Origin of the sequence: Cohnella sp. WQ 127256, assembly GCF_024519285.1 — a bacterium.
GTDB lineage: Bacteria > Bacillota > Bacilli > Paenibacillales > Paenibacillaceae > Cohnella.
Genome location: NZ_JAMZCY010000001.1, coordinates 564,347 through 578,270 on the forward strand (window position 1 = coordinate 564,347; position 13,924 = coordinate 578,270).

Below are 13,924 nucleotides of genomic sequence, written 5' to 3' on the forward strand. Positions count from 1 at the left end.
AGGACCGCCAATGCTCGCAGCGTGCGAGAGATTGGCGGTTTTTCTATATACGTTGATGAAATTAATGGGATATAATTGGCTTTGAGATTCAGAACACTTAGTTACGATAGCTTGTGGGACAGAGAGGATTATATACACCGTGGACATTTTTCTACATATTCTCACAAATAACGTTCTTCCTTTATCCCTTGTAATCGGTCTAGGTATTCTCTTGCATCGCATTTTTACTCTGGATATCAAGACGCTTTCCAAGATGAACTTCTATTTGTTCTCACCAGCTATTATGTTTGAGCTGCTGTATGGGACTGCTATTTCGCTGCAATTGTTCGGTCAAGTATTGCTCTTCTTTGTCTTGTTTATGCTAGCGCAATATGGCTTGCTTGAGGTTGTTATTCGACTTCGCAAATACGACGGCGGAATGCGAGCGGCCATGAGAAACAGTGTTCTTTTCTATAATAGTGCGAACTATGGTATTCCTATTAACCAGCTTGCATTCGCGGGTAATGCCTATACCTTATCGATTCAGATCATTATCATGATGATGCAATCGCTCATTCCGAATACTTATGGCATCTATAGCGTGAATGCACACAAAGCGAACTGGCGAGAAATTCGTAAGGTCATCTTATCGATGCCGGTTATTTATATCATCCCACTTGCTTTGTTGTTACGTGGCTTTCAAGTACCGCTGCCTGAATTTATGGATATTTCGATCGGGTATTTGTCTAGTGCCTTTATTGGGACGGCACTGTTTACACTGGGTGTGCAATTAGGAAGCATGAAGAGTGTGTTTAACCGGAAGCTGGCGCTTGATGTCGGCATTGCATCGGGGCTTCGCCTCATTGTGGGTCCTTTACTCGCTTGGGGTGTTATCCTCTTGTTTGATGTGGATAAAATGGTAGCTGCGGCGTTAATTGTTTCATCGGCTGTCCCGACATCCCTATCCAGTGTGCTGCTTGCGGTAGAGTTTGATAATGAAAAGGAATTTGCTTCGCAGACTGTGCTTGTATCAACGGTGCTTAGTATTGTGACGGTCTCCGTGGTTATTTATTTGTTACGGTTGTAGAGGAACAAAGAAATTAAGATGTAATCCAGTTCAATCAAAAAACCAATCCCATTTCTAGCTGCTGTGGGATTGGTTTTTTGATGTGGAATTTTAACTTTGTATCTTGACTAGGCTTCTACTTGTTCAATCCGAATCTTTCAAGATGATTCATGAGATTTTCTTTAATGAGGATTTCCTTCTGCTTAGGCCCCATCAGATCAAAGTGGGGGAACGGTGGACGGTTATGAATGTATTTTGGATTTAGACCATTCTCGATGCACCATTGTGCTAATTTGGCGATATCTGAATTACCTACCTTCGTTACGGTGCGGATATTCGGAAATCGTGGGTCAAACCAGTAATGGGTTAAGAAGGAGGTTTCCCCCCGGGTAACTGCTGTCTTCCATTCGTTTAACTCTACTCTCTTAATGCCAAAAGCCATGCTTCTTCATCCTTTGCAGATGGATTACCCAGTTTTGTTAGGGATAGTATAGCATGAACGAAGCGCATCCGGACGAAATACTCGAAGAGTGACCTAGGTGGATAAAGAGAAGACTCACAGTTAAATGAATAGGAATAATCTTTCCTGAGAGTGAAGTTCACTTACAGTCAACAATGATACAATAATTACAGAAGAATAAACCTTAACCTAAGAAGGAGAATCCCAATTGGATAACGTTAGAATCGGTATTGTTGGTCTAGGGAACATGGGTACAGGGCATGCGCAGTATTTGATTGAAGGTCAAGTTAAAGGGGCGAAACTAGTTGCAGTTAGCGACTTTAGACTTGAGCGCTTGAAGCAGGTTAATGAGCAATGGGGGGACTGTGTCCAAACGTTCGAAACGCCTGAAGCGATGTATCGCTCTGGCGCCGTTGATGGTGTTCTGCTCTGTACCCCCCACTACGATCACCCGGCACAAGCGATCGAAGCGTTTAAGCATGGACTTCATGTTCTAGTTGAGAAGCCTGCTGGAGTCTATACTCGGCAAGTACGTGAAATGAACGAAGCAGCAGCGGCTAGTGGCAAAGTCTATGGCATTATGTACAATCAGCGCATGAATCCTCTATATATGAAGCTACGGGATTTGATCCATTCAGATGAGCTCGGAGAAATCCGACGTATGAATTGGATTATAACGAATTGGTACCGCTCTCAAGCGTATTATAACTCTGGTGGCTGGAGAGCGACTTGGGCTGGTGAGGGCGGTGGGGTGCTTATTAATCAGGATCCCCATCAGTTGGATTTGTGGCAGTGGGTAACAGGTCTTATGCCGACGCGAATTCGTGCATTTTGTTCCTTTGGCAAGCACCGTGATATAGAAGTAGAGAACGATGTGACAGCCTATGCCGAATATGAGAACGGAGCAACTGGGGTTTTTGTTACGTCTACTTATGATTGCCCAGGTACGAACCGTCTAGAAATATCTGGAGATCGCGGTAAAATCGTCATCGAGGAAGACCAAATGACGTTCTGGAGATTACGTCAATTAGAGTCAGAATTTAACCGTGACAATACGAGCGCATTCGCTCAACCAGAAATATGGAAATGTGACATTCCTGTAGCGAAGGGTGGCACTCAGCACATGGAAATTACGCAAAATTGGACGAACGCAATCCTTGATGGAACCCCATTGCTCGCTCCAGGTGAAGATGGAATAAAAGGCTTGACCCTTTCCAACGCGATGCTGCTGTCTACTTGGACGGACAATTGGGTGGAGCTACCGATCGATGAGGATTTGTTCTATCACAAGCTGCAAGAGCAAATCTCTCAATCAAAGGCTGCCAAACGATAAGGAGAATGAGAATGTCTCAAGCGAATGGTATGAACTATGCGCCGCAAGGGAAACCAAGTCCGGTTGTTGGGCGAGGAGAGTTTGTGTTCGCAGCTATGTCTCTTGATCACGGGCACATCTATGGAATGTGCAATGGATTGCAAGAGGCAGGTGCAACATTGAAATGGGTTTATGATCCAGATCCTGTTAAGGTTCGTAGCTTTATCGAAACGTACCCGCATGTGCAAGTGGCGAAGTCTGAGCTGCAAATTTTACAAGACCCTGAGGTATCGCTTATCGCTGCTGCGGCTATACCTAATCTTCGCGGTCCGCTTGGTGTGAAGGTGATGGAGCATGGCAAAGATTATTTCACCGACAAAACTCCGTTTACAGAAATGGAGCAGCTTGAGCAAGCGAAGCGTACCGTCGAATTAACTGGGCGCAAATATTCGGTTTATTATAGTGAGCGACTTCATGTGGAAAGTGCAGTGTTTGCTGGACAATTAATACAGGATGGAGCCATTGGGCGTGTCGTGCAGGTGCTTGGACTTGGACCACACCGATTGAATGCGACTCAAAGACCGGATTGGTTTTTCAATCGTCAGCAATATGGAGGAATTCTATGTGACATCGGCAGCCATCAGATTGAGCAGTTTCTGTCTTATGCTGGCTGCAGTGATGCAGAAGTGGTTAATAGCAAAGTGGCGAATTACAACAACAAGAACTATCTAGAGCTCGAGGATTTCGGGGATGCGAGTCTAGTAGGTGACAATGGCTCGACAAATTATTTTCGCGTCGATTGGCTGACACCTAACGGTCTATCTACTTGGGGCGATGGCCGTACGGTCATCATGGGGACGAGTGGTTATATTGAATTGCGTAAATACGTGGATATCGCACGGAGCTCTAATGGAGACCAGCTTTATATAGTAAATAATGAGGGTGAGTTTCATATGGAGCTTGGAGGTAAGGTGGGATATCCCTATTTCGGTCAACTCCTATTAGATAGCTTGAATCGAACAGAGAATGCGATGACGCAAGCACATACGTTCAAAGCAGCAGAACTGTGCCTACAAGCGCAAGCGAGAGCGATTCGCATCGAATAAGAAGTACTATTAAGAGGAGGAGCTCGCCCTATGATGAAGCTTTCGATATTTACAGTAGCAACGCCGGAATTGAATCCAGTCGAGCTTGCGGCCGCAGCAAAGCAAGCGGGTATTCAAGGGGTAGAATGGAGATACACGGAAACTCCTGATCATCTAGCAGAGGAAGTACCCTCATTCTGGGGTAACAATCGTTGTACGATTTCTCCTTCTGGTGGTCAAGATGAGCTGGATCGTTTCAAGGCAGCGGCAGAACAATATGGCATCCAAAATGTAAGTGTTACTCCGTACTTGCAAGCGGGTGATTTGGCAGCGACGGAGAAGGTGCTACAAGCCGCACAGTATATGGGGGCATCATTCATTCGTCTAGGCGTTCCTGGCTATGATCGCAGGAAGACGTATACCGAATTATTCGAGCTAGCACGAGCCTATTTGAAAGAGGCAGAAGGGCTCTGCCGGAAATATGGAATCAAAGGCTTGATCGAGATTCATCATGGGACCCTCTCTGCCTCAGCTTCTGGGGCACGTAGACTGGTTGAGGGTCATGATCCGAACTTTATTGGCGTGCTTTTCGATCCAGGTAATACGGTCCATGAAGGCTTTGAGAATTACAAAATGTCTTTGGAATTACTAGGTCCTTACCTGGCACATGTACATGTGAAAAATGCAGGTTGGCAGGTGAAAGAGACAACTGAGGATGGAAGTACAGTATGGCATTCCGAGTGGAAAGGTCTCAAGGAAGGTATGGTTCCTTGGAGACAGGTGATCGCTGATTTGATCGCTGTCGGTTACGATGGTTATTTGGGAGTCGAGGATTTCAGTAAACAGTTTGCGGACTCCCCTTCGATGCTTAACCATTTTTCCGAATATATCGGAGGTTTGTTGGTGGAGCTTCAGTCTAATGTTTGAGTTTAATTATCGAACGATCGGGTTGTTCGAGCCCGTATTTCATTCCCATACGTATTATGAAGTTTATTATTTTCACGAGGGCAAATGCAATTATTTAATCGGAGATACAATCTACAATCTCGCTCCAGGTGATCTCATCCTCATGTATGGAATGACGCTACATTGCCCTAAGATTGATCCTGCGGTTCCCTATATTCGCTCCATTATTCATTTTGACCCAGCCCTTCTTCGTCCTTACCTGGAATTGCCGCAGGCTGTCCCTGTTATGCAGCCCTTTGAGCAATTTAAAAATTACCGACTTTGCTTGCGAGGGGCAGACAAAGTGGAGCTAGAGCGGATTTTGGAAGTGATGCAGGGGCATCGACAGCGAGGGGGTCAAGTCGGGGAGAGTCGGTTAATACTGGCATTCGTGGATTTGTTGAACTTTGTCTATGATCGGTGTCTTCAGCCTCTAAGTGAGCAGAGGGAGTTCCCTACCGACAAGGAGAAGTCCGTGCAGGATGTTATCGCTTTGCTTGAAGATCGATATACGGACGATGAATTGAACATGGAGCGGCTACAGCAGGAGCTTCATCTAAGCAAATCCTATTTGGCCAAAATATTTAAAGAAGTAACGGGTGTTACGATATTCGAGTATGTGTATCGCAAGCGTATCAATGAGGCTAAAATCTTATTCCTGCTACATCCAAGCTTGGCTGTGACGGAAGTATCCTTGCGGCTTGGCTTCAAGCATCTTGCTCATTTCAGTAGGCTATTCAAACAGCAGGCTGGACTAACGCCTGAACGTTACAAAAAGCAGTTGAAGGAACAACGCACGTCAATACAGAGGGTGGGAATGGCGGATGAATTTATTTGATCTCAAAGGGAAGACGGCTGTTGTTATTGGCGGATCTTCTACATTAGGTGGAGTAATGGCTGAAGCATTAGCTGCTTATGGTGCGAATGTTGCGTTGACGGGTCGTAAAGTAAAAAATGCGGAGCCGGTTCAATCTAGGATCGAAGCAGCGGGTGGGCAAGCTCGGAGTTATGCGGTCGAAGCGACGTCGAAACAGGACCTAGAGAGGCTGCTTCAAGAGGTGATGGCTTGGACCGGTGGGGTTGACGTTCTGCTCAATTGTCCAGGCGTGAACAGTGTGACTCCATTCTTCGATATTGAAGAAGCGGAATGGGATCGGATTATTAATGTGAACGCCAAGAGTGTCTTGCTGGCTTGTCAGGTGTTCGGTAAGCATATGGTCGATAGGGGGCTTGGAGGTAGTATTGTTAACTTGTCCTCTGTATCTTCAACCCTTCCGTTATCGCGGGTTTTTACATATTCGGTATCTAAAGCCGCTGTTAATAATATGACCCAATTTCTCGCTCGCGAATTCGCTCCTGCCCGGGTTAGGGTGAATGCGATTATTCCAGGCTTTTTCCCTGCGGTGCAAAATCGGGCGATCTTGTCTGAGGAGCGAGTGTCGTCGATAATGGCGCATACCCCAATGAAAAGATTTGGAGATCCCTCGGAGCTACAGGGCGCTGCTGTTTATTTAGCCTCGGAGAAAGCCTCCGGATTCGTCACGGGTTCACTACTTCGAGTGGATGGTGGTTTCGGAGCGATGACCATTTAATAAAATGCTGTAACTTTTGTAGTTCATTCAGGAAAGGGAGTGCCGGAGTTAGATGCAAATGACTTTTCGTTGGTATGGAGATAGTGATCCGGTGAAGCTGTGGCAAATTCGGCAAATTCCCGGAGTGACTGGAATTGTTAGTGCGATCTATGATGTTCCAGTGGGTGAAGAATGGCCGATTGAGAAAATAATGGAGTTGAAGACGAAGGTTGAAGCTGCAGGACTTTCCCTTAGCGTTATTGAAAGCGTACCTGTGCATGAGCACATTAAGCTAGGACTTCCAGATCGGGATCGCTTAATCGATAATTATGGTCGAACGCTTCGTAATCTGGCTCAAGCAGGAGTGGGTATTGTTTGTTATAACTTCATGCCTGTATTCGATTGGACGAGGTCTCAGCTAGATTATGAGCTGGAGGATGGCTCGAATGCGCTCATCTATGAGGATGAGGTCGTTCAACGCATGAATCCTCTGAGCGGAGAGCTGCAGCTACCGGGTTGGGATAGTAGCTACAGGAAAGAGGATCTTCGGTTGTTATTCGATCAGTATGCCACAGTAGATCATGAGAAGCTGTGGGATAATCTGTCTTATTTCGTAAAAGCGATTATGCCTATTGCGGAGGAAGCTGGCGTCTTAATGGCGATTCATCCGGATGATCCACCTTGGCCAATATTCGGGCTCCCGCGCATTATTACCGATGGCGATGCTCTACAACGATTTGTTCAGCTCTATGACAGTCCTGTAAACGGGCTCTGTCTATGTAGTGGCTCCCTTGGGGCGAATCCTGCTAATGATATACCGGCACTTATTCGTCAGTTCGGAGCGGAAGGCAAGATCAACTTCATGCATGCTCGGAATATTAAATTTACAGGCGAGCGATCTTTCCAAGAATCAGCTCACCTGTCATCTGCAGGTTCGCTCGACATGGCGGAGATCGTTAGAGCATTAAGGGATGTTCATTATATAGGACCTGTCCGTCCAGACCACGGCCGTATGATATGGGGCGAGACGGGGAAACCGGGCTATGGCTTATATGATCGCGCTCTGGGAGCTGTTTACTTGAACGGGATGTGGGAAGCTCTGACCAAGGAGCGCGCAGCGTCTAATCAGGATTATCCGTAGAATAGTCAAAATACAGTATATTAATGCAGGGATTAAACGCTATCATCCTTTGCTTCGTGGTGGTAAAATGGGATGCGTTGGTTATTTCAGAAGGTTAAACACAACTCTACCCACCAAAGGAGCTTTCTTATGCCCTCAGAACTTATGCAAGCCTTATCTCGCGAGAAGATTGTTGCTATCATTCGTGGTATTTCCGCAAAGTCTGGTGACGCTACAGCTAAAGCGTTAGCAGATGGTGGAATCGTGTTCCTCGAAGTTACTTTGAATACAGATGGTGCACTGGACATGATCTCGCGGTTTCGCGAAGAATATACAGGGCGCCTACGTATTGGAGCGGGCACAGTTCTTGATCTAGGACAAGCCAAGGAAGCCATCGCTGCGGGCGCTGAATATATTATTTCACCTAACTTAGATGAAGAGGTCATCTATCACGGCGTCGAACAAGGTGTTGAGGTATGGCCTGGAACGATGACGCCTACAGAAATTGTCCGCGCTTATAAGGCTGGTGCTTCTGCTGTGAAAGTGTTCCCAATGGGTTCTCTTGGGATCAACTATTTGAAAGAAATTCGTGCTCCTCTGAATCATATTCCTATGGTTGCTACCGGTGGAGTTAATTTGCAAAATATTAATACCGTCCTTGATGCGGGTGCGATTGCCGTTGGATTGGGTGGAAATCTTGTAGATAAGCAGCTTGTGACAGATGGGAAATTCGAAGAATTGCAGAAGCTTGCTCGAGCCTTCGTAAATGAGGTCCAAGGGGCGAAGGCGGTATGAGTTCCTTAAGGGAAGCGGATGTCGTTACGATAGGCGAGAGCATGGTGTTAATGCAACCGATGAGTGAAGGCTCGCTAGCTTATGCTCCCTTATTTACTCGTTCCATTGCAGGTGCCGAATCGAATGTGTCCATTGGTTTGTCCAGATTAGGCTTCAAGGTACGCTGGATTAGCCGATTGGGCGCTGATCCATTCGGTGATGTCATCTTGTCCACTTTAGCTGGAGAAGGCATAGACGTCTCGCTAGTGGAAAGAGATGCTGCATATCCTACTGCAATCTATTTCAAAGAATTTAAGGGCTACGGGGATCCGAATGTTTATTATTATCGTAAAGGCTCAGCGGTTAGCCGGTTAACTCCTCGTGATGTGGAAGCTTCATGGCTGCAAGGTGCCAAGCATTTGCATGTGACCGGGATTACACCTGCTCTTGGACCCGAGACGGGAGATGCGGTCAAGGAGCTGATGAAGCAAGCCCGTCAGCATGGGATGACGATTTCCTTCGATCCGAACTTACGTCGTAAGCTTTGGGGGGAAGAGGAAGCGCGGGCTACGCTGCTCTCCTTGATTCCACTATGCGATATTTTCTTGCCGGGCATCGAAGAAGCAGAGTTTCTTGTTGGCGAGAAAGCTGAAACCGAATATGGTCCTCATTTTCTCAAGCTCGGCGCTAAAGTTGTCGTTCTTAAGCTGGGTGAGCGAGGCTCCATGGGATTTATCGGGGATCACTCCGTTACGGCAGCTCCGTTCCCGGTGACGCGAATCGTAGATACTGTCGGTGCGGGTGACGCCTTTGCTGCTGGATTCCTGTCGGGGTTCTTGGACAACGGTGGCGATCTAGAGCACGATGATCACCTGCTGAAAGCGTTGGAACGGGCAAACTTCATGGGGTCCTTGGCGACACAGTACAAAGGGGATTGGGAAGGCCTTCCGAAGCGTGATGAGTTAGATAGACTTCTATCTGGTGGAAAAGAAATTACGAGATAATAAATAAAGAACAACCGAGCGAAGTGCGAAGCCCTTCTGCTCGGTTGTTTTAACATAGGGCTGCTGAAACCCTTTATTGAGGGATGTCGATGGAGTCGTATACCCCGAGTTTATTGAGTATTTTCTCGAAGTCACGTCTTAGCATAGCCTTCTCGTCGTCCTCCAGGAATGATGCCTCCACTCCGTTCATGATTAGCTTCGTGATTTCTTTAATCGTGAATCCGAATTTCTCGGCGATAATTTGATATTCCTTCGTAAGGTTGGTTCCAGAAACTCCAGGATTATCTGTATTGATCGTCAATACGATTCCCTGATCGAAATAATCCCGAATCGGATAAGAGCTCCAGTCATATACCGCTTTGGTTTGAATATTGCTTGTCGGACATAGCTCCAAGGGTATTTTTTGCTCCCGTATGATGTCCATGAGCTCTGAATTTTCCCTTAGTCGAACGCCGTGGCCAATTCTTCTTGCTCCGAGATGTGTTATTGCTTCTTTGATATTCTCAGAACCAGCAGCTTCGCCAGCATGAATGGTGACAGGGATCTGAAGCTTACGCGCAACTGCAAATACTTCACGGAATAACCCAGCAGGAAACTTCGTTTCATCTCCAGCTAAATCTACAGCAACTAATCCGTGTCCAAGAAATAGGGAAGCTGCTTCAACGACAGCAATATTCATTGCAACGGTGTGATTCCTCATACAGATGGCAATCACTCGAGCTTTAACACCGAATTGGGATTCTCCTTGTCTTAAGCCTTGGATCACGTGGTGAATCGTATCCGCAGTGGATAATCCATTCCTCCGATGCAATTGTGGGGCGAAACGAACTTCGATATATTTAATCTGATGCTCGGCTGCTTGCCCTACGACCTCGTATGCAACCTGCTCAAGAGATTGTTTGGTTTGCAGAAAAGGAAGCACGAAATCGAATTTCATAAGGTACTCCGTTAAGCTTGTGCAGTTTTCCTCAACTTGAACATAAGGAATTAATTCGAATGCATTTTCCGATGGTAGGGAAATCCCTTGATCTTCAGCAAGCTTTAGGAGGGTAGTAGGTTGAACGCTACCATCTAAATGGACATGCAAATCAACCTTGGGTAATTCTGACAATAAGCGTGAGATATTCATTCAGCTTACCTCCATTAATGTTAGGTGTTAGATAATATAACATTATATCAGAGGATCGAGTAAATGTGTTACTCGTATACGTGATTAATCAGGAGGATCCGATGAGAAACGGTAGCATTTTCGATGCAGATTTATTGAATGCTCATTATTCTCCCCGTATTTATGCTTATTATTTTAAGCAATGGGAAGAATTTCAGATGGCTTTCCATCAACATGATTCCACTGAGATCATGTACGTTATTCATGGCGAGTGTTTAGTCGAGTGGGATGGGGAAGCGGGCAAGCAAGATAAGGTTAGGCTCACTAAAGGTGAGTTTATTTTGCTAGATTCCAATGTTCCTCATCGCCTTATCGTTGAGCACACATGTCGAATGCTAAATGTTGAGTTTGGCTTTACCACACATACGGGTGGGTTTCCATCCATTAAGCAAGTTGCGGATGAAGAGGAGACACTTCGAGCGATGGTTGCTTCCCCAGTCTCTTATTTGAAGCTGCAGGATCCAGACGAGGTGTATCATTGTTTGAAAGCCTTGGTATTGGAGCTGGACGAACGAGGTAACGACGGTGGCATGTTAGACCGTATGCTTCTATCCCAGCTTTTGATTCGAATTAGCAGATTGAGGCGCGAAGCGGAAAAGAACCGATGGCAGCAAGCGGAGCATTATGTGAAGACGAGTATTGAATTTATGTATCAGAATTATGATCGTAATATTCTCGTACAGGAAATCGCATCGTTTGTCATCCTGCATCCCGGTTATTTGCAACGAATTTTTAAAGCGCAAACGGGCCAAACATTGATGGAGTATTTAACGGCAATTCGTATGGAAAAGGCGAAAATGCTGCTCCTTCATACGGATATTCAGGTCGCAGATATTTCCGATTACGTGGGTATTGGAAGTAGGCAATACTTTCATGCCCTCTTTAAGAAGCACTCAAAGTTAACCCCGATTGAATTCCGAAATTCCATGAATACTCATCGTTATTTGGAGTTGAGAAGTGAGGATTTTTGACAGATGCTCCGTAAGAAGGTCATGATTTTGATAACGCTTTCTCTATTAAGCTGGTTACAATGAATCAAACGGAATGATTTCATTTGATCATGAGCTGGAGGGCGAAAGAAATGACTTTTAAGATCGCGTTTATTGGAGCTGGAAGTATCGGATTCACTCGTGGATTGCTTCGCGATTTACTAAGTGTGCCCGAGTTTAATGAGATTGAGGTTGCTTTTACAGACATTAATGCACACAACCTTGAGATGGTAACACAGCTATGCCAAAGAGATATTACGGAAAATGGGTTATCTATTCAGATTGTAGCCACAACGGATCGGCGTAAAGCACTTGAAGGAGCGAAATATGTTTTCTGTACGATTCGGGTTGGGGGCTTGGAAGCATTTGCGACAGATGTAGACATTCCTCTGAAATATGGAGTCGACCAATGTGTAGGAGATACCTTGTCGGCGGGCGGCATTATGTATGGACAACGCGGGATCGCAGAGATGCTAAATATATGTAAGGATATTCGCGAGGTAGCTGCACATAATGTGTTGCTCTTGAACTATGCGAATCCAATGGCAATGCTTACATGGGCGTGCAATGAGTATGGCGGAGTTCGTACGATTGGACTTTGTCACGGCGTACAGGGTGGGCACTGGCAGATTGCTGAAGTTTTCGGTTTAGAGAAGAAGGAAGTCGACATCATCTGTGCGGGTATCAATCACCAAACCTGGTACATTCAAATTCGTCACAATGGTGAGGATCTAACGGGCAAGCTACTCGAAGCGTTCGAGAAGCATCCGGATTTCAGCCGTACGGAGAAGGTTCGTATCGATATGCTTCGTAGGTTCGGATACTATAGCACGGAATCGAATGGGCACCTAAGTGAGTATGTGCCATGGTATCGCAAGCGCCCGGAAGAGATCGAGCAGTGGATTGATCTTAGTTATTGGATCAACGGTGAGACAGGTGGTTATTTACGGGTATGCACCGAAGGTCGTAACTGGTTCGAGACGGATTTCCCGAACTGGATGAAAGAGCCTCCAATGAAATATATCGCTGAAGAGCGTGGAGAAGAGCATGGCTCTTATATCATAGAAGGATTGGAAACGGGACGGGTATATCGCGGACACTTCAATGTGAGGAATAACGACGTTATTGCGAATCTACCTGAGGATGCAATTATCGAGGCACCGGGTTATGTGGACCGCAACGGAATCTCTATGCCACTTGTCGGTAAGCTACCTTTAGGTCCAGCAGCGGTTTGTAATGTTAGCATTTCCGTGCAAAGACTTGCGGTTGAAGCAGCCGTTCATGGGGATGACCAGCTTCTTCGCCAAGCCTTCATGATGGATCCACTAGTCGGAGCGGTATGTAATCCGCGAGAAGTATGGCAGATGGTCGATGAAATGCTTGTTGCGCAGGAAAAGTGGCTTCCTCAGTACGGCTATTCGATTGAAGCAGCTAAGAGTCGTCTTGCGTCTGGAAATCTCATTCCAACGAATGACGGCTATCGCGGTGCTGCTCGCTTGAAAGTAAAATCGGTAGAAGAGATGCAGCAGGATCGCGACGCTGCCAACAAAAACGCTGGTGAATCTGACAAAGGCAAGGAACGCGCGAGTTCTGGGCATACGCAAGAGTCTGTTTAACTGCTGTGAACTCATAATCCATCCTAATATGACAACACAAAAATCAAATCACTTATATATTGTGTCATATATTATTTTATGGTATACCATAAAGGTGGTATAATCGTTTTGTTTCTTAGTAGGAATTAGTTAGCTTATAATTGTACAAGTTGTTGAGATAGAGTAATAAAGGAGTGAGATGGTTATCGAACTCACAGTAAGGCAATTAACGATTATCGAGATTGTCAAAAAACATGCCCCCATCACCGGTGAGCAAATCGCCGAGTGCTTGGGAATTAGCCGTCCGACCATTAGGTCGGACTTGTCTGTGTTAGTCATGCTTGGCTATATCGATGCCAAGCCTAAAGTCGGCTATTTCCTCGGAAAGGTTATGACTTCAGAAGGCCAGCAGAGTGAGAAGTTCATGAATCTGAAGGTCAAAGATGTCATGAATCGACCTGTTATTATCGTAGATAGCGCCACGGTTAACGACGCAGTCATTGCCTTGTACGTAGAGAATACCGGATTTCTAACGGTTACGGATGACCAGGGATCGCTCACAGGGATGGTTTCCCTGAAGGATCTGCTTAAAGTGACTTTAGGTAATCCGAATGCTGCAGCTATCCCGATCAGTATGGTCATGACTAGAGTCACGCGTCTTGCATACGTTTCTCCCGAAGATTCGGTGCTGGAGGCTGCCAAAAAAATGCTCGACTTTCAAGTTGGTGGCATGCCGGTCGTGAATGCTCATAGTGACCACAATCGCCTTGAAGTGGTAGGGCGAATTACCAAAACCAATATGACGCAAGCATTGGTAGACTTGACCTCGGGGTTTATCACTGAGTAGGGGGAGAAT

14 protein-coding genes are annotated in these 13,924 nt (G+C 45.9%); 12 read left to right on the forward strand and 2 right to left on the reverse strand.

The genetic code is table 11. The features are described from left to right. Positions 1-139 precede the first annotated feature (139 nt). A complete protein-coding gene (locus tag M1K58_RS02295; protein ID WP_256757041.1) occupies positions 140-1,066 on the forward strand; it encodes an AEC family transporter in 927 nt (308 codons plus the stop codon). A 115-nt stretch (positions 1,067-1,181) separates the two neighbouring features. On the opposite strand, the gene M1K58_RS02300 is transcribed toward M1K58_RS02295, so the two are convergent. Beyond that, on the reverse strand, positions 1,182-1,487 hold the full coding sequence (locus M1K58_RS02300; protein WP_256757042.1) for a hypothetical protein: 306 nt from the start codon (positions 1,485-1,487) through the stop codon (positions 1,182-1,184). A gap of 226 nt (positions 1,488-1,713) precedes the next feature. On the opposite strand from M1K58_RS02300, the gene M1K58_RS02305 reads away from it, so the two are divergent. From M1K58_RS02305 to M1K58_RS02340, 8 genes are all read left to right on the forward strand, one after another. Further along, complete coding sequence (locus M1K58_RS02305) at positions 1,714-2,838, forward strand: Gfo/Idh/MocA family protein (protein ID WP_256757043.1); 1,125 nt, start codon at positions 1,714-1,716, stop codon at positions 2,836-2,838. Positions 2,839-2,849: 11 nt separating this feature from the next. Beyond that, positions 2,850-3,923, forward strand: a complete 1,074-nt coding sequence (locus M1K58_RS02310) for a Gfo/Idh/MocA family protein (RefSeq protein WP_256757044.1) — start codon at positions 2,850-2,852, stop codon at positions 3,921-3,923. A gap of 33 nt (positions 3,924-3,956) precedes the next feature. Continuing rightward, positions 3,957-4,829 (forward strand): sugar phosphate isomerase/epimerase family protein, encoded by an 873-nt coding sequence (locus tag M1K58_RS02315; RefSeq protein ID WP_256758210.1) that lies wholly within the window; start codon positions 3,957-3,959, stop codon positions 4,827-4,829. Continuing rightward, on the forward strand, positions 4,822-5,685 hold the full coding sequence (locus M1K58_RS02320) for a helix-turn-helix transcriptional regulator (RefSeq protein ID WP_256757045.1): 864 nt from the start codon (positions 4,822-4,824) through the stop codon (positions 5,683-5,685). The genes M1K58_RS02315 and M1K58_RS02320 overlap by 8 nt, the downstream gene beginning before the upstream one ends. After that, on the forward strand, positions 5,672-6,439 hold the full coding sequence (locus M1K58_RS02325) for an SDR family oxidoreductase (protein ID WP_256757046.1): 768 nt from the start codon (positions 5,672-5,674) through the stop codon (positions 6,437-6,439). The genes M1K58_RS02320 and M1K58_RS02325 overlap by 14 nt, the downstream gene beginning before the upstream one ends. 52 nt (positions 6,440-6,491) lie before the next feature. Next, positions 6,492-7,559, forward strand: coding sequence for a mannonate dehydratase (gene uxuA, locus M1K58_RS02330; protein WP_256757047.1), 1,068 nt, complete (start codon positions 6,492-6,494; stop codon positions 7,557-7,559). Between the two features lie 129 nt (positions 7,560-7,688). Continuing rightward, the gene (locus M1K58_RS02335; protein WP_256757048.1) at positions 7,689-8,333 is read left to right on the forward strand and encodes a bifunctional 4-hydroxy-2-oxoglutarate aldolase/2-dehydro-3-deoxy-phosphogluconate aldolase; all 645 of its coding nucleotides are present in this window, start codon (positions 7,689-7,691) and stop codon (positions 8,331-8,333) included. Next, on the forward strand, positions 8,330-9,316 hold the full coding sequence (locus M1K58_RS02340) for a sugar kinase (protein ID WP_256757049.1): 987 nt from the start codon (positions 8,330-8,332) through the stop codon (positions 9,314-9,316). Before M1K58_RS02335 ends, M1K58_RS02340 begins: the two co-directional genes overlap by 4 nt. 73 nt (positions 9,317-9,389) lie before the next feature. Here M1K58_RS02340 and add read toward each other — a convergent pair whose 3' ends face one another. Then, on the reverse strand, positions 9,390-10,445 hold the full coding sequence (add, locus tag M1K58_RS02345; RefSeq protein ID WP_256757050.1) for an adenosine deaminase: 1,056 nt from the start codon (positions 10,443-10,445) through the stop codon (positions 9,390-9,392). Between the two features lie 101 nt (positions 10,446-10,546). On the opposite strand from add, the gene M1K58_RS02350 reads away from it, so the two are divergent. The 3 genes from M1K58_RS02350 to M1K58_RS02360 all read left to right on the forward strand — a co-directional run bounded on the left by M1K58_RS02350 (position 10,547) and on the right by M1K58_RS02360 (position 13,915). Next, the gene (locus M1K58_RS02350; protein ID WP_256757051.1) at positions 10,547-11,455 is read left to right on the forward strand and encodes an AraC family transcriptional regulator; all 909 of its coding nucleotides are present in this window, start codon (positions 10,547-10,549) and stop codon (positions 11,453-11,455) included. A gap of 110 nt (positions 11,456-11,565) precedes the next feature. After that, complete coding sequence (gene melA, locus M1K58_RS02355; protein WP_256757052.1) at positions 11,566-13,089, forward strand: alpha-glucosidase/alpha-galactosidase; 1,524 nt, start codon at positions 11,566-11,568, stop codon at positions 13,087-13,089. A 178-nt stretch (positions 13,090-13,267) separates the two neighbouring features. Then, a complete protein-coding gene (locus M1K58_RS02360; protein WP_256757053.1) occupies positions 13,268-13,915 on the forward strand; it encodes a CBS domain-containing protein in 648 nt (215 codons plus the stop codon). Positions 13,916-13,924 lie beyond the last annotated feature (9 nt).